Here is a 16,471-nt window from a genome sequence, read left to right on the forward strand (position 1 = left end):
AGATATTGGCTTTTTTAAATATTATTATAAGGGTGTTTTCTTTATTCTGCTGCTTGCATATTTTCAACAGTATAAATATCTCCAGAAGCTGCAGATGTTACTGTTTTAGTTAAATCTTCTGTAGAAACAGAATTTTTATCATATTCTACAATCGCTAGTTCTTTATCAAAAGAAACAGTGGCAGATTTTACGCCTTCCATTTTAGCTAATTTTTTTTCAATTGTAGCGGCGCATCCAATTTGGCACGTCATTCCTTTAATTGTAAATTCAGCTTTGCTAAACTCAGCATTTTCAGTAAATACTTTTGTTTTCTCTTTTGCAACTGTATTATTAACGGTAACAACTTCTGGCTCTTTCTTATTTTCTTTACAAGATGCAAATAATGTTAAAGAGGCAACAAGAGCTAGACTAATATTTTTTATAAGTTTCATCTAAATAGGTGTTATAATAAGTTGTAAAAGTACTAATTTTTAATTTTTTAGTTCTTAAAATATAAAATCATATTCTAAATAAAATCATAAAAAAAGCTGTCTAAATAATGTTGAATGGCTTTGTGGTTTACGTTGACAAATATTTTTTTGCAAATTTCTCTAGAATTAAAAGTAGTTATTAATGAGTGTGGCTGAAAATATGGTTTAAATGTAAAATGTATTATGAAAAAATCAAGACCCAAAACATTACTCTATTTTGAGATTATAGCTATGTTAATATTGTGTTATTTAAGTTATGCTAAAATAATAGAGGAGTGGCAATTTTACTTTATAGTAACAGGTTATATGATTATAGCATACTTACATTGGTTTTTTGTAGTGTCTAAAAATAAAAAAGAAGAAGACTAGTCGGGTTTACAGAAGGTGTTACTATTCTGGCGTGTTAAAAAAAATATAAAAGCCCCCTGAAAATTAAATTTTCAGGAGGCTTTTTTTGTTCTTTCGTTAATTTAAAACTACTTACTTAAAATCTTCAGCAGTAACGCCTTCGTTAACTTTCACTTCGGTAACGTTAAAATCAAACTTTTGTGGTCCCATTGCTTGTTTCCATACAAAAGGAAATTGTACTCCAGACACTTCTTTGTAATCTGTGTAACTAATAGTAGCGCTACCTTGTGGGGTTGTTGTAATATCTGCAATTTTTAATCCCGTTTTGGTATTGTAGGCAGCAGATTTAGTATCGTTAAACTTAATAACATAGGCTTTAGTTCCGTCAAAATCTTCTATGCCAGTTAATGTTGCGCCTCCATTTAGGAAATTAAGTTCAGGAAAAGGAGCAGATTCTGCTTTAATAGCAGCTATTTGAGCTTCTTGTAAGTCCATTTTACGACCTTGAATAACCATAAATCCGCTGTCGCCATCTAATACTTGCTTGCTTACAGAGTTGCCCATCATACTAACATTTTGCATAAATTGGTTGCTAGTAGTTTTTTTAACTTCTAACAGTAACTCTTGTCCTTGTACTGTTGCCTTAGCTTTTATGTAGTAAGATGTAACGCTTTCTAATTTAGCTTTACCACCAATTGCAGCTACATAATCTGCTAAAATTTTATTAGCATCAACACCTTCAGGAATAGCAACGTCGTACTTTGGCTTTTCAACTGCGTTTCCGTATTTGTCAAAATATTTAACAGGAATAGATTCTCCTTTAAAAGTGACTTTTTCTAAGTTTTCTAAAACTTCACTTCCTTTTCCGGTAACAACAATACGTGCATTAGAAGATTTAAAATACTTTTTAGCTGCATTTTCTACATCAGCAACAGTAATAGCGTTTATTTTTTCTAAGTATGTTTTGTAGTAGTCTTTGTCTAAGCCTTCAGTTTCTATGTTAAGTGCATAGCTAGCCATAGTGCTTGGCTTTTCTAGTGCCATAATAAAGTTTCCTATATATGCAGCTTTTGCAGCGCTTAATTCTTTTTCAGACACTGGTGTGTTTGCTATTTTATCAATTTCGGATAAAATTTCTACTACAGCGCTATCTGTAACGGCGTTACGTACACTTGCATAAGCTCTAAATCTAGATACTGAGTTTTTGTCGTTTCCAACACTAGAGTAAGCTCCGTACGTATATGCTTTATCTTCTCTAAGGTTTAAGAATAGCCTAGCAGATCCGCCACCACCTAAAATACGATTTGCCATTAATGCAGCAAGGTAGTCAGGGTCGCTCTTCTTAAGAGGCACTAAATTTTCAACAGCTACATCAGATTGTACTGCGTTAGGTACGTCTACAAAGTTAATTTGTGTGTATTGTACATCTTTTGGAGTAGGTAAAGAAAAAGAAGGAGGGGTTGCTTTTGTCCAAGAGACAAAATTGTTCTTTATTAATTTTTTCACCTCTTTAAAGTCTACATCTCCAATAATAACCATATATGCATTAGCAGGCACAAAATAGTCACTGTAAAACTGCTTCACATCTTTTAGTGTAATGTTGTTTACAGTTTTTTCTGTTACTTGTTCTCCATATGGATGTTTTTGTCCGTATGCTAAAGTGCTTTGTACGTTTCTAGCTATACTAGCAACATTTTTTTCATCAGCTTTTAAGCCGGTTAAAAGCTTTTCTTTCTCTTTGTCAAATTCCTCTTGTGTAAAGTTAGGGTTAATACTGGCATCTGCCATTAACTCTATAATTCTAGGGAAATATTTAGATAAAGAAGAGGCGGAAGCGCTTTCTGATCCAAAAGACATTCTTGCTCCCATAAAATCTAACTCCTCATTAAAATCGTCTTTAGAAATTGTTTTAGAGCCGTTACCTAATAAACTAGATACAAAAGAGCTAACGCCGGCTTTGTTGCCTTCTGCAACAGGAGCATTATCTATAATTAATTGTACAGAAACACGTGGTAGTTTGTGGTTCTCTACAACCATAACCTTAAGTCCGTTTTTAAGTTCAAAACGCTGAGGTTCAGATAGGTTTATTTCTGGTAGTGGTCCTGCCTTTGGCATTTTACTACGGTCTACTTGTGCTTGTAGGTTAAAAGCAATTAATGCTATAACCAGTAAAGAATATATTTTTTTCATTTTATTAGTTTTCAGGTTTTGCAACAGGTAAGTATTCTAATTCTACGCGTTGGTTAGGCTTAAGGTATTTGTTGGCTACATTTTTAATATCTTCTCTGGTAATAGCTCTGTAGATTTCTATTTCAGTATTAATTAAATTTGTGTCGCCGTACAACATATAGTTTCTTGCTAAAGAGTTAGCAATACCTTCTACGCCACTGTTAGAGTTAACAAAGTTGTTCTCGAACTTATTTTGTAATTTTTGATAATCTTTTTCTGTAATTAACTCTGTTTGTAGTTTTGCAATTTCTTTATCAAATTCAGCAATTAAATCATTTAAAGATGTTTCTCCTAAAGGTAAAGCTCCTATAATGTAAGAACCATAATCTTCCTGTGAATTATTGAATGCAAAAACTTGTAAAGCCATTTTTTTGTCATCTACTAAGCTCTTGTATAATTTAGAGCTTTTTCCGCTAGTTAAGTATGTAGATATCATATCTAATACGTATGCATCTTTTTCTGTGTTAGCAGGGGTTCTGTAAGCAGTAAAAATTGCAGGGATTTGTATGTTAGGGTCGTTGTAGCTAGCCTTAATTGTTTTTGTTATAGGCTCTTCTGTGTACTTGTTTCTTTTTATTTCTTTGCCTCTAGGAATAGGTCCAAAATAATCTTGAATCATTTTTTTAGTGCTAGCAACTTCAAAATCACCCGCTATAACTAAAACGGCATTATTAGGTACGTAGTAAATTTTATTAAAATCCTGAAAATCTTCTAAAGTAGCATTTGCTAAATGCTCTAAAGAGCCAATAGTTTGCCATTTGTAAGGGTGATTTTTAAATAAGTTAATACCTATTTGTTCTTGAAATTTACCGTAAGGTGAATTGTCTACACGCATACGCTTTTCTTCTTGAACAACCTCTTTTTGTGTATCTACACCTATTTGATTAATTACTGGATGCATTAATCTTTCAGATTCTAGCCATAATCCTAATTCTAATTTGTTAGAAGGGAAAACTTCGTAGTAGTATGTACGGTCTTGTGTTGTATTTGCATTGTTAGTTCCTCCGTTAGATGAAACTATTTCAAACCACTTGCCACGCTCTATGTTCTTTGTTCCTTCAAAAAGTAAATGCTCAAAAAAATGTGCAAAACCTGTTTTTTCTGGATTTTCATCTTTGGCACCTACGTGGTACATAACAGAAGTTGTTACAATAGGAGCTGTGTTGTCTTGATGCAAAATAACGTGCATGCCGTTATCAAGATCATATTCTTCAAAAGCAACTTGCTGTGCTTGCATCGTAAACGCTGCACAGAAAAGAGTTGCGGATAGGAATAAATTTCTTTTCATTTTAATAGTGTTTTATTTAGTTAAATCATAAGTCTAAAATTACTGGATTTGTTACATATTTAGATGAAAAAAATAGAAAAAAAGAAGAAAATACTTTCAATGTTTGGTTTTAAAGCCTTCAAAAGGTGCAAAAAACAGTTTTAAAATACGGAGATTATTAGAGGTTAATAGTGTGCTGTCTTTTTTTTATAAAATAGCTTGTAAGTTAAGGAATTAGCAGTATATTTGCATCCGCTTATTTAGGTAGGCAAGTTCATTAAATTAAACATAATTAATTAATACACAAGCTATGTATGCAATTGTAGAGATAGCAGGGCAGCAATTTAAAGTTGCGAAAGATCAAAAAGTGTATGTTCACCGTTTACAAACTGAAGAAGGTCAAAAGGTAACTTTTGATAACGTTCTTTTGTTAGAGAATGGAAAGGACATTACTATTGGCGCCCCAGCTATAGACGGAGCCGCTGTTGAGGCAAAAGTCGTGAAGCACCTTAAAGGTGACAAAGTTATCGTCTTTAAAAAGAAAAGACGTAAAGGGTATAAAGTGAAAAATGGTCACCGTCAGTATTTAACGGAGATTGTTATTGAAAACATTTTAGCCTCTGGTGCAAAGAAAGCTGCACCAAAGAAAGAAGCTGCTCCTAAAGCAGAAGCTAAAAAAGCTGCACCAAAGAAATCTGCAAAAGCAGACGATTTGAAAAAGGTTGAAGGAATTGGACCTAAAATTGCAGAAACATTAGCTGCGGCAGGAATATCAACTTTTGCTGAATTAGCAAAAACTGATGCTGCTAAAATTTCTGAAATCATTGCAGACGTTCGTGGTAACCACGTAACTGATACATGGCCAGCACAAGCTAAATTAGCTGCTGACGGTAAATGGGATGAGTTAAAGAAATGGCAAGATGAATTAGACGGTGGTAAAGCATAATTGCATTATCATTTAAGTATAACAAAATAAAACCTAGAAATTATGGCACATAAGAAAGGTGTTGGTAGTTCGAAAAACGGTAGAGAATCAGAATCGAAACGTTTAGGAGTTAAAATTTTTGGTGGTCAAGCAGCTATCGCAGGAAATATTCTTGTAAGACAGCGTGGTACTAAACATAATCCAGGAGATAATGTTTATGCTGGTAAAGATCATACTTTACATGCCAAAGTAGATGGTATTGTAAAGTTTCAGAAAAAAGCAGGTGGTAAGTCTTATGTCTCTGTAGAGGCATTTGAAGCTTAAGAAACTAGCTTAAAATTCTATAAATAGCTCTTCCTTTTACAAGGAAGGGCTTTTTCTGTTTTTAATATTTATTAGATTTTTTTGCGTGCTTTAGGTTTAATTAAGCTTAAGCAGTGAGTAGTTTTTTTATATTAAATAAGAATAAAAAAGGGGTAACATAAAATGTTACCCCTTTTTAAATTTAAGTGTGGTTATACTACCATTTCTGGTTTCTAAAATTTTTAAGCTTTGCAAACTCTACTGTATTGGCTAGGTATTGCTCTAAGTCGTATTTAGGTATGGGTAAAATACTTTCTAGTAAAGATGTGTCCCATTCATATGGTTTAGACGTTAAATACGGGTTTAAGTGTACGCCAATAGTCTCGTAGTAAAATTGTTCTAATTTAGATTCAAAACCTGCTGCTTTGGTAATAATATCTTGTGTAATATTGTACGAGGTAAAATCTACCGTATCTAAAATTTTAGAAATACCGTTGCTAATGTTAGTTGCTTTGTTGTGTACAATATTTAATTGTTTTACATCAGTGTCAAAAACCTTCACAATAACTTTGGCGGCGTAATCTGTAGGTATAATGTTAAGTCCGCTATCTGCATTTGCAGTAATTCTAATATGGTCTTTGGATGGGGTGTTGTAAAAGAACTTAGCAAATAGGTAAAATACCATGTACTTAGAGATAAAGTAACTTGGATTGTCCATAGCATTACCGCCTAGAACACTGGGTCTTAGTATTTGTAATGGTATGTTGTTTTTTTTGCTTGCTTCAGTTAAAAATTTTTCTGATGCATGTTTAGAAGCTTCGTAGAAATTACGATAGGTTCCGCCTTCAATTTTTATATAATCATCACCTATAATTCCACCTAAATCACCAATAGAAAAAGCGGTACTTATGTATATAAATTTTTTTAAGTATGGTAAATATGCGTTGTAAATAGACTTGGTAAAGTTAAAATTTTCTTCAAAAATTTCATCTTTATTCGCAGGGTCTACAGATAAGTTTACAAAGCCAGCAGAGTGTATAAAAAAATACTTTTCTTGTTGGTTTAAATAGGTATTTGGTTTTAAAATGTCTGATGCGTCAATAACCTTAATTTTAGAGACAACAGCTTCTAGATTATCTTTTATAAACTGCGGAGCATATTCGCTCTTTAGCATATTAGTTACTCTTTCTAATGGAGCGGTTAAACCTTTTTTACGAACCAATAGATACACCTTATTAATTTGGTTGTATTTTGTTTCAAAAAGAGTGTGTAAAACTTTAGAGCCTAAGGTGCCTGTTGCTCCTGTTAAGATAATATTCATTACTGTTATTGTGTAAGTAAGGTTTGTGTATAAAAAAGCTCTTTTCCAAATAGATTTATATATAGGAAAAGAGCTAAGTTATTTTATAGTGCTAAAAAATTAGTATCTGTAATGTTCTGGCTTGTATGGGCCTTCTACTGTTACACCAATATAACTAGCCTGATCTTCTTTTAACTCAGTAAGTTCAACGCCAATTTTAGCTAAGTGTAATTTGGCTACTTTTTCATCTAAAGCTTTTGGTAGCATATAAACATCGTTTCCGTATGCTTCTTTGTTGTTCCAAAGTTCTATTTGAGCTAAAGTTTGGTTTGTAAAAGAGTTACTCATTACAAAGCTAGGGTGTCCTGTAGCGCAACCTAAGTTTACTAAACGACCTTCTGCTAAAAGAATAATATCTTTTCCGTTTATAGTGTATTTATCAACCTGTGGCTTAATTGTGTTTTTGGTGTTACCGTGTTTCTCGTTTAACCATCCTACTTGGATTTCGTTATCAAAGTGACCAATGTTACAAACAATAGTTTTGTCTTTCATAGCTTCAAAATGCTCAGCACGTACAATATCTTTGTTACCAGTTGTTGTAATAATAATGTCAGCATTACCAACAACAGTCTCTAGTCTTTTTACTTCAAAACCGTCCATTGCAGCTTGTAATGCACAAATTGGATCAATTTCTGTAACAGTTACTATAGAGCCTGCGCCTTTAAAAGAGGCAGCAGTACCTTTACCAACATCACCATAACCACAAACAACAACACGCTTACCAGCTAACATAACATCTGTAGCTCTACGTATAGCATCTACGGCAGATTCTTTACAACCGTATTTGTTATCAAATTTAGATTTAGTAACAGAATCATTTACGTTAATTGCAGGCATTGGTAATGTACCATTTTTAACACGCTCGTAAAGTCTGTGTACACCAGTTGTAGTTTCTTCAGATAAACCATTAATTCCTTCTGCTAACTCTGGATATTTATCTAAAACCATATTAGTTAAATCTCCACCATCATCCAATATCATGTTTAAAGGCTTGCGATCTTCGCCAAAAAATAAAGTTTGTTCTATACACCAGTCAAACTCTTCTTCTGTCATATCTTTCCAAGCATAAACAGCAGTTCCTGCAGCAGCAATTGCAGCGGCAGCTTGGTCTTGAGTAGAAAAAATGTTACATGAACTCCAAGTAACCTCTGCTCCTAAAGCTTGTAAAGTTTCTATTAAAACGGCAGTTTGTATTGTCATATGCAAGCAACCTGCAATTCTAGCACCTTTAAGAGGCTGAGAATCTTTGTACTCTTCTCTTAAAGACATTAAACCTGGCATTTCTGCTTCAGCTAATTCAATTTCTTTTCTTCCCCAATCTGCTAGAGAAATATCTTTTACCTTATTTGGTACGTAAGCAACTGTATTTGAGCTCATTTTTTCTTTTTTTCGTATTTTTAATAAAAAGAAACACTTTGGCGTAGCGTTTTAAATAGTTAAATTCGCTTACCAATACTATTTCATTTGCCTTAAGCAGTGCAAAGATACTAATATCTTAAATAATGCTATGCCTCTTTACAAAACTATAACAGTAAACAATACCACAAAACTCTACATTTGGAAAATAGAAGAGTCTGAGGCGGAATTAGCTGATCCAATTGCACTTACAGATCATTGTCAAAATAGATTAAGTGGAATGAAATCTGATATGCATAGAAAAGGTTTTTTAAGTATTAGGCATTTGCTTAAACAAGCTGGTTATACAGATTTTGATTTGAGATATGATGAGGTAGGAAAACCACATCTAAAAGACGGTAATTTTATATCAATAACACATTCTCATCACTTTACAGGCATTATTATTAGTGAGGTAGAAGAGGTTGGTATTGATATAGAAATGCAGCGTGATAAAATTTTAAAAATAGCGCATAAATTTACTCCAATTGAAGAATATAAAACCATAGCCAATGTATCTGCTTTACTGCAAAAGTTAACTGTAGTTTGGGGAGCAAAAGAATCGCTTTATAAAATTTATGCACAAAAAGGATTAAGTTTTTTACATCATATAAATGTAAAAGATTTTACGTTTGCAGATGAGCAAACAACAGCAGAGATTTTATACCAAGGAGCATCTTCATTTTACAATGTAGCTTTTTTAGAATTTGAGGGTTTTACTTGTGTTTATGCATTAAAAACAACATAGACTTACTAATTTATTACTAATAATTTTACAATGAATATTTCTGTAGAACTTACATTTTCACCGCTTCAAGATACGTTTGAAGAGCATATAATTAATTTTATTAAAAAACTAAGAGCATCTGAATTAACAATTTTAGAAAACCCATTAAGTACCCAAGTTTATGGAGATTATGATGAGGTAATGCAGGTTTTAAACATAGAAATTAAAGAAGCGTTTGATTTAATGGACAAAGGATTGCTTTTTATGAAAATTGTAAAATCTGACAGAAGCGATTATGAGCCACATTTTTGATTGGATTTTTGCGCAGTATAATGGCGTGCCAACACATTTAATAGTTTTAGAATCTATTGGTGTTTTATTTGGATTGCTAAGTGTTATTTACTCTAAAAGAGAAAACATATTGGTTTTTCCAACAGGTATTATTAGCACCGCTATTTTTGTGTATATATTACTAGTGTATGGACTGTTGGGTGATATGATGATAAATGCATATTATTTTTCTATGAGTATCTATGGTTGGTACATTTGGACAAGAAAAGTAGATGCTAATCATTTTATACCAATAACCACAACTACAGTTAAAGATAGAAAATGGTCCGTATTTTTATTTGTATTTACTGTTGTGTTTGTAGCCTTAATTTATTTATTTTTTGATAAATTTAATAGCTGGACCTCTTATGTAGACACATTTACTACAGCAATTTTCTTTGTGGGTATGTGGTTAATGGCAAAAAAGAAGATAGAAAACTGGATATATTGGATTATAGGAGATATAATTTCTGTTCCATTGTATCTTTATAAAGGGCTTGTTTTTACGGCCTTACAATATTTTGTTTTTACAGGAGTAGCAATTTTAGGATATTTAGCATGGAAGAAAAGTATAGGCAAAAGCCCACAGACGTTATTAAAGTAGTTTTGTTTGGGCCAGAGTCTACTGGTAAAACAACGCTGTCAGAACAATTAGCAAGGCATTACCATTCTGTTTGGGTCCCAGAGTATGCTAGGGAGTATTTGCAAGATAAATGGAACAACGAACGTAAAACCTGTGAACCCAAAGACCTTTTGCCAATTGCAGAAGGACAAATGAGAATTGAGAACAGCCTAGCTGAAAAAGCAACAGATGTTCTTATTTGTGATACAGATTTGTTAGAAACAAAAGTATACTCAGAAGCCTATTACATTGGCACTTGTGATCCTGTTTTAGAAAAATACGCTTTAGAAAATACGTACGATTTATACTTTTTAACCTATATAGACGTTCCTTGGGAGGCAGATGATTTAAGAGATAAGCCAGGAGAGCGCCAAGAAATGTTTAATTTTTTTGAGCAAACATTGCTAAAGTATAACAGGAATTTTATTACTTTAAGGGGCGGTAAGGCAGAAAGACTAGCTACAGCAGTAGCAGCAATAGACAAAATATTAAAAAATAGATGAATTTTACAGATATAGATTTACAGCAATTTGCAGCAAAAGGAATTACCAACGAAAAGGTTTTAGGTCAAATAGAAACCTTTAAAGAGGGGATACCTTTTGTAAATTTATCTAAAGCAGCCGTTGTGGGTGATGGTATCTTAAAATTTACAACAGATGAAGAGCAGCAATTAATTTCTTTATTTGAAAAAGAACGTACAGCTAAAAAATTGCTGAAATTTACGCCTGCCTCTGGTGCGGCAACACGTATGTTTAAGGCTTTGTTTGCTTTTTTAGAAGTATATAACCCTAAAAAACAAACATTACAAGAGTATATAAATACATCAGAAGATGGTGCTGTTAAGGCTTTTACAGAAGGGTTAAAGAGTTTCCCTTTTTATGATGATGTAAAACAGCGTATAGGGTCTAATTTTTCTTCTACAGGTGAGGAGGTTTATGCTTTTGTAAGTGAGTTGCTTTCTGATGAAAAATTAAATTATGGTTTTTATCCTAAAGGTTTATTGCCTTTTCATAACTATAAAGACCAAATTGTGACTCCTTTTTATGAGCATTTGAGAGAAGCCGCTTTATACGCTGCTACGGATAATAAAGCAAAACTGCACTTTACAATATCTGAACAACACCAACAAATGTTTTTAGATAAGGAAGAGCAAGTCTTGGGTAAAGTGAAAAAGGAAACAGGAGTTAGCTTTAGTGTGGACTATTCTTTTCAAAAAAAAGAAACAGATACTATTGCTGTAGATATGAGTAACAAGCCTTTTAGGCTTAAAAACGGAAGTTTGTTATTTAGACCTGGAGGACACGGAGCCTTAATAGAAAACTTAAACGATAAAACAGCAGATGTTATTTTTATTAAAAATATAGATAATATAGTTGTTGAGGAGCATTTAGAAACGATAGCTAACAGCAAAAAAATGTTAGCAGGTTTTTTATTAAAAGTACAGAACAAAGCTTTTAAATATGCATCAATTTTGGATAATAATGATATTGATGACGAGTTGATTAATGAAATTAGATTATTTTTAAAAGAAGAGCTGAATGTCAGGTTTAAAAATGGTTTTATTCATTTAGGGAAAAAAGATCAAATAGCACTTTTAAAAGATTATATTAATAGGCCAATTAGGGTTTGTGGTATGGTTAAAAATCTAGGTGATCCAGGAGGCGGACCTTTTTGGATTAAAGATTATCAAGAAAACGTGTCTTTGCAAATAGTTGAATCTGCACAGATAGACACCTCTAATTACAACCAAGCCAAAATATTACAAAATGCAACACATTTTAATCCTGTAGATTTAGTTTGTGGTGTTAAAAATTACAAAGGAGAAAAATATAATTTGTTAGAATTTGTAAATGAAAAGCAAGGATTTATAACAGAAAAAACAAAAGAAGGAAGGCCTGTAAAGGCCTTAGAGTTGCCTGGTCTTTGGAACGGAGCAATGGCATATTGGAACACAATTTTTGTAGAGGTGCCAAGTATTACTTTTAATCCGGTAAAAACAGTAAACGATTTACTTAAATCTGCTCACCAACCTAAATAGTTATATGTTTTCCTGTATTTATTAATTTCATTAACAAATACAGGAAAACATAGGTTTTGTGTAAAATGTCTTAGTATTATGCTGTTGTATGTGTTTAAACTTGCTGTAAATACTCCCAATTTCATAATATAGGTTTAGTTGCAGAGGTTAATAAAATTAACTTTTTTTTATGATTACAAGAAAGTGTGCCATACATTTGCTCTTATCTCAAAGGGGTGCTTATTTATGTAGGCTGAGATTATACCCAACGAACCTGAGCAGATAATGCTGCTAAGGGAAGTAATAGCAATACAAAATATTAGTGTTAGCTAGGTTTAAAGGCAAGTAACAAATAGAGTTTGCCACTCTTAAAAATCAATATAATTTAATAAAAATAACAGCCCCTTTTATTTGTAATACTATTACGAATGAAAACAAACTGTTTTAAATTTAATGCTACTGCACGCAAAAATAGCAGTAATAATAGGCAGCCTAGCTTAAAAACTTTAGGCGCAACTTTTGCTTTTTTTGGTTTAGCTTTTTCTGGTTTAGCTCAAGAAAAGGAAATAGACACTTTAGAAGGTAAAAAAGTGATTTTAGATGAGGTTTTGGTGTCAGGAATACGTGTTACAACACAATCTCCTGTTACATTTACAAATTTAACAAAAGAACAATTTAAGTCGCGTAACCTTGGTCAGGATATTCCAATTTTAATGAACTTTTTGCCAGCCGTAGTAACCACTTCAGATGCAGGTGCTGGTGTTGGTTACACAGGAATTAGGGTTCGTGGTACAGATGCTACGCGTGTAAATATTACCATAAATGGTATACCTTATAACGACTCTGAGTCTCACGGTACTTTTTGGGTAAATATGCCAGATTTTGCTTCTTCTACAGAGAATTTACAGCTGCAAAGAGGTGTGGGTACATCTACAAACGGTTCTGGTGCTTTTGGAGCTAGTTTAAACATTTTAACAGATGCCGTTTCTGAAGATGCTTACGGGCAAGTTTCTACATCAATTGGTAGTTTTAATACTTTAAAAAACAACATAAAGTTTAGTACTGGTTTGTTAAATAACCATATTGAAATTTCTGGTAGATTATCTAGGATAGCTTCAGATGGTTATGTAGACAGGGCTTCATCTAACTTAGAATCGTACTTTTTACAAGCCGCTTATGTAGATGACAATACTTTAATTAAGGCATTGCTTTTTGGAGGTAAACAAGTAACGTATCAATCTTGGGACGGTATAGATAGAAAAACATTAAAAGAAGACAGAACATACAACCCGGTTGGTGCATACCAAGATGAAAATGGAGTTACTCAATTTTATGAAAATGAAAATGATGATTACAAGCAAGATCATTTTCAACTACTTTGGAACGAACAAATTTCTGATACTTGGTCTACTAACCTAGCGGTACACTATACAAAAGGACGTGGTTTTTTTGAGCAATACAAGGAAGATGAAGACCCTGCAGATTATAGCGGCATTGTGGCTGGTTTTAACGGAACAGGTGTTACAGATTTAATTAGAAGAAGGTGGTTGGATAATGATTTTTATGGAACTACTTTTTCTGCTAACTATAAAGAAAATGCTGTAAACTTTATTGTTGGTGGTGGTTACAGTAAATATAAAGGAGACCATTTTGGAGAAGTAATTTGGGCACAACAATTTGCAGTTAATAGTAGTTATGAAGACCGTTATTATGATGATAACTCTACTAAGACCGACTTTAATATCTACACTAAATTAAATTATGATGTAGATAATAAATGGAGCCTTTTTGGAGATGTACAATACAGAAGCGTTGGTTATAAAGCTAACGGAGAAGATACAGGTTTGGTAAATGATAGGTTTAACTTTATAAATCCAAAAGCAGGTGTAACCTTTAACTTAAATAAAAATAATAATTTTTATGCTTCTTTTGCTGTAGCAAGTAGGGAGCCTAATAGAAATGATTATGAAGAGGGGTATCCTAAACCAGAAAAGTTATTTGATTATGAATTGGGCTGGCGCTATGTAACTTCTGCGGTGCAAGTAAATACAAACTTATATTCTATGATTTATGGAGATCAACTGGTTTTAACAGGTGGTTTAAACGATGTTGGTGCTCCGCTTAGGCAGAATGTAGATGGTTACCGTTTGGGTATAGAGGTAGATGCTAATATTGTTTTTAGTGATCAATTTTCAACAAGGCCAAATGTAGCGTTGAGTACAAATAAAAACAAAGATTTTGAAACAAACAGAGATGGAGTTTTAGAGAACTTAGGAGATACAAATATTGCATATTCTCCTAGTGTTGTAGCAGGAAATATTTTTACATATTCGCCAAAAGAGAACATAAAATTATCTTTTTTATCTAAATTTGTGGGCGAACAATACTTAAGTAACACAGACACAGCAAAATCTAAACTAGATAGCTATTTTGTAAATGATTTTAATGTGGCTTACGAGATAAAATTTAATAAAATATTTAAGTCAGTTGTGTTAAGCGGGCTAGTAAATAATGTTTTTAATGAAAAATATGTATCTAACGGATACACTTATTTAAACAATTGGAAAACTCCTGGTACTACTTTTGAAGTACAAGGTTATTACCCGCAAGCAGGAACTAACTTTTTGTTAGGAGCTACATTTAACTTTTAAAATTTTGAACACTAACCATGTTTATAAAGGGGTGAGCCTTATTTTAGGTTTGCCCTTTTTTTAATTTCTAACGGTAACAATATTTCCGTTAATAGACGAGCTATAAAAAAGCATATCGTGGTATCTTGTATCGCCTTCTGGTCTATTTAAAAACTGACCTGTAAATAAATTATATTTATAGTCTTCGCAAGAGCAAGTAACATTTTGTTTATCAGCATCTAAAATCATTGTAGAGCAAGCACTAGGTTCGTGGTTGGGACAACTAGCTTCAAAAGCCATAAAATTATCAAAACCTGTGTTTATTACAAATATACCCTTGGTGCCAACACCTTGACTGCCTACGTATACACCACTTCCTGTATTTTTTAAAGCACTGTATGATGGTAAGTTTAAGTTTAAATCTATTCTAAAACCTATCTCTTGTAAATAAGGGTTTCTGTTGGTTCTACCGCTATCGCAGGCAAATAAAAGTAAAACTGCAAAAAGTGAAAAAAGTGATCTCATAATATATTCTCTTAGTACTAATACAACAGCAAATGTGAACAAAAATTATGTATATTTGTATAAAATCCTCTAGAAATAAGAGGATTTTCTTATTTATAAAACGATAATGTTATGAGTAACGTATCTTATTATACCGCAGAAGGTTTAAAAAAGTTAAAAGACGAGCTTAATCAGCTTAAAGATATAGAGCGCCCAAAAGCGTCACAGGCAATTGCAGAAGCAAGAGATAAAGGAGATTTATCTGAAAATGCTGAGTATGATGCAGCTAAAGAAGCACAAGGATTGTTAGAGCTTAAAATTTCTAAGTTAGAAGAAATTGTTTCTGGAGCCAGAATTATTGATGAGTCTCAGTTAGATACATCTAAGGTGTTAGTTTTATCTACGGTTAAATTGAAAAATCAATCTAACGGTATGGAAATGAAATATACTTTAGTTGCAGAAAGTGAGGCCGATTTAAAAACAGGAAAAATATCTGTAAACTCTCCAATAGGTAAAGGTTTGCTAGGTAAAAGTGTTGGTGATGAGGCAGAAATTGCTGTGCCAAACGGAAAAATTAAACTTACAATTTTAGAAATAACCAGAGCGTAATGGCATCTATTTTTACCAAAATAATAAATGGCGAAATACCTTGCTATAAAGTAGCAGAGGATGCTAATTATTTTGCTTTTTTAGATATTAGTCCAAATGCAAAAGGGCATACACTTTGTGTGCCTAAGCTAGAGGTAGATAAAATTCTAGATTTAGATGAAGAAACCTATATGGGTTTAATGGCTTTTTCTAGAAAAGTAGGTAAAGCTATAGAAGCTGTTATTCCTTGTAACCGTGTTGGTATGTCTGTAATAGGTTTAGAAGTGCCTCACGTGCACGTGCATTTAATACCATTAAATTCTATGGCAGATGCTTCCTTTAAAAAGAAGGAGGAAGTTACTAAAGAAGAGTTTAAATTACTAGCTGCAGCAATAGCTGCTAAAATTCAATAATTTTCTGTGTAAAAACATACACCGCTGCAGCTACTACAGCTGTTAGTATAAGCATAACAATGTAAAATAAAGAGGTGAATTTTACACTTGTTTTTTGTGGTATAGCTAATTTTTGGTAATAGTTAAAAGAGCGCTCTATATCGTCTGTCCAGTTTACAGGATATATAGTAGAGTGACATCTTTGGCATTTGATATCATTAGTAACCTCATTGGTGGTTTTGTGTATAAATTTCCCAAATTTTTGCTTTTGATAAAACGTAACCGTTAGCTCGTTATGAAAACATTCCGGGCAGTTATTTTTTATATTAGCCTCTTTAAGTACTACTAAATTCTCCTTAGACAT

18 protein-coding genes and 1 riboswitch are annotated in these 16,471 nt (G+C 32.7%); of the genes, 11 read left to right on the plus strand and 7 right to left on the minus strand.

What is annotated here, in order from left to right:
• Window positions 1-41 precede the first annotated feature (41 nt).
• On the minus strand, window positions 42-431 hold the full coding sequence (locus tag ABJD66_RS07885; protein ID WP_348130127.1) for a heavy metal-associated domain-containing protein: 390 nt from the start codon (window positions 429-431) through the stop codon (window positions 42-44).
• 222 nt (window positions 432-653) lie between these two features.
• On the opposite strand from ABJD66_RS07885, the gene ABJD66_RS07890 reads away from it, so the two are divergent.
• Window positions 654-839, plus strand: coding sequence for a hypothetical protein (locus ABJD66_RS07890; RefSeq protein WP_348130130.1), 186 nt, complete (start codon window positions 654-656; stop codon window positions 837-839).
• 111 nt (window positions 840-950) lie between these two features.
• Here the strand turns inward: ABJD66_RS07890 and ABJD66_RS07895 are convergent, their stop codons facing one another.
• Both ABJD66_RS07895 and ABJD66_RS07900 read right to left on the minus strand, forming a co-directional pair.
• On the minus strand, window positions 951-3,008 hold the full coding sequence (locus ABJD66_RS07895; RefSeq protein ID WP_348130133.1) for a pitrilysin family protein: 2,058 nt from the start codon (window positions 3,006-3,008) through the stop codon (window positions 951-953).
• A 4-nt stretch (window positions 3,009-3,012) separates the two neighbouring features.
• On the minus strand, window positions 3,013-4,335 hold the full coding sequence (locus tag ABJD66_RS07900) for a pitrilysin family protein (RefSeq protein ID WP_100894691.1): 1,323 nt from the start codon (window positions 4,333-4,335) through the stop codon (window positions 3,013-3,015).
• A 289-nt stretch (window positions 4,336-4,624) separates the two neighbouring features.
• Between ABJD66_RS07900 and rplU the strand changes: the two genes are divergently transcribed.
• Together rplU and rpmA are read left to right on the plus strand one after the other, a co-directional pair.
• On the plus strand, window positions 4,625-5,260 hold the full coding sequence (gene rplU / locus ABJD66_RS07905; RefSeq protein ID WP_100894692.1) for a 50S ribosomal protein L21: 636 nt from the start codon (window positions 4,625-4,627) through the stop codon (window positions 5,258-5,260).
• A 42-nt stretch (window positions 5,261-5,302) separates the two neighbouring features.
• The gene (gene rpmA, locus ABJD66_RS07910; RefSeq protein WP_100894693.1) at window positions 5,303-5,563 is read left to right on the plus strand and encodes a 50S ribosomal protein L27; all 261 of its coding nucleotides are present in this window, start codon (window positions 5,303-5,305) and stop codon (window positions 5,561-5,563) included.
• A gap of 196 nt (window positions 5,564-5,759) precedes the next feature.
• Here the strand turns inward: rpmA and ABJD66_RS07915 are convergent, their stop codons facing one another.
• Together ABJD66_RS07915 and ahcY are read right to left on the minus strand one after the other, a co-directional pair.
• Window positions 5,760-6,863 (minus strand): SDR family oxidoreductase, encoded by a 1,104-nt coding sequence (locus ABJD66_RS07915; RefSeq protein WP_348130138.1) that lies wholly within the window; start codon window positions 6,861-6,863, stop codon window positions 5,760-5,762.
• A gap of 99 nt (window positions 6,864-6,962) precedes the next feature.
• Window positions 6,963-8,279: an adenosylhomocysteinase gene (gene ahcY / locus ABJD66_RS07920; protein WP_348130141.1), complete on the minus strand. Its 1,317-nt coding sequence runs from the start codon at window positions 8,277-8,279 to the stop codon at window positions 6,963-6,965.
• A gap of 130 nt (window positions 8,280-8,409) precedes the next feature.
• Here ahcY and ABJD66_RS07925 point away from each other — a divergent pair, with 130 nt between their 5' ends.
• The 6 genes from ABJD66_RS07925 to ABJD66_RS07950 all read left to right on the plus strand — a co-directional run bounded on the left by ABJD66_RS07925 (window position 8,410) and on the right by ABJD66_RS07950 (window position 14,644).
• A complete protein-coding gene (locus ABJD66_RS07925; protein ID WP_303545204.1) occupies window positions 8,410-9,045 on the plus strand; it encodes a 4'-phosphopantetheinyl transferase family protein in 636 nt (211 codons plus the stop codon).
• A 30-nt stretch (window positions 9,046-9,075) separates the two neighbouring features.
• On the plus strand, window positions 9,076-9,336 hold the full coding sequence (locus ABJD66_RS07930; protein WP_348130144.1) for a hypothetical protein: 261 nt from the start codon (window positions 9,076-9,078) through the stop codon (window positions 9,334-9,336).
• Window positions 9,320-9,958, plus strand: a complete 639-nt coding sequence (gene pnuC, locus ABJD66_RS07935) for a nicotinamide riboside transporter PnuC (protein WP_348130146.1) — start codon at window positions 9,320-9,322, stop codon at window positions 9,956-9,958. The genes ABJD66_RS07930 and pnuC overlap by 17 nt, the downstream gene beginning before the upstream one ends.
• On the plus strand, window positions 9,913-10,479 hold the full coding sequence (locus ABJD66_RS07940) for an ATP-binding protein (RefSeq protein WP_100894699.1): 567 nt from the start codon (window positions 9,913-9,915) through the stop codon (window positions 10,477-10,479). The genes pnuC and ABJD66_RS07940 overlap by 46 nt, the downstream gene beginning before the upstream one ends.
• A complete protein-coding gene (locus ABJD66_RS07945) occupies window positions 10,476-12,014 on the plus strand; it encodes a DUF4301 family protein (protein WP_348130149.1) in 1,539 nt (512 codons plus the stop codon). Before ABJD66_RS07940 ends, ABJD66_RS07945 begins: the two co-directional genes overlap by 4 nt.
• 201 nt (window positions 12,015-12,215) lie before the next feature.
• Window positions 12,216-12,310, plus strand: a riboswitch (TPP riboswitch).
• Window positions 12,311-12,421: 111 nt separating this feature from the next.
• Window positions 12,422-14,644 (plus strand): TonB-dependent receptor, encoded by a 2,223-nt coding sequence (locus ABJD66_RS07950; RefSeq protein ID WP_348130151.1) that lies wholly within the window; start codon window positions 12,422-12,424, stop codon window positions 14,642-14,644.
• A 60-nt stretch (window positions 14,645-14,704) separates the two neighbouring features.
• On the opposite strand, the gene ABJD66_RS07955 is transcribed toward ABJD66_RS07950, so the two are convergent.
• A complete protein-coding gene (locus ABJD66_RS07955) occupies window positions 14,705-15,148 on the minus strand; it encodes a hypothetical protein (RefSeq protein WP_100894702.1) in 444 nt (147 codons plus the stop codon).
• A 111-nt stretch (window positions 15,149-15,259) separates the two neighbouring features.
• Here ABJD66_RS07955 and greA point away from each other — a divergent pair, with 111 nt between their 5' ends.
• Complete coding sequence (gene greA / locus ABJD66_RS07960) at window positions 15,260-15,736, plus strand: transcription elongation factor GreA (protein WP_100894703.1); 477 nt, start codon at window positions 15,260-15,262, stop codon at window positions 15,734-15,736.
• Complete coding sequence (locus tag ABJD66_RS07965; protein ID WP_303545224.1) at window positions 15,736-16,128, plus strand: HIT family protein; 393 nt, start codon at window positions 15,736-15,738, stop codon at window positions 16,126-16,128. Before greA ends, ABJD66_RS07965 begins: the two co-directional genes overlap by 1 nt.
• Here the strand turns inward: ABJD66_RS07965 and ABJD66_RS07970 are convergent.
• Entirely contained in the window at window positions 16,115-16,471 is a 357-nt protein-coding gene (locus ABJD66_RS07970; protein ID WP_348130155.1) for a hypothetical protein, read from the minus strand. The genes ABJD66_RS07965 and ABJD66_RS07970 overlap by 14 nt on opposite strands.

Source organism: Cellulophaga sp. (genome assembly GCF_039943695.1).
Lineage (GTDB): Bacteria > Bacteroidota > Bacteroidia > Flavobacteriales > Flavobacteriaceae > Cellulophaga.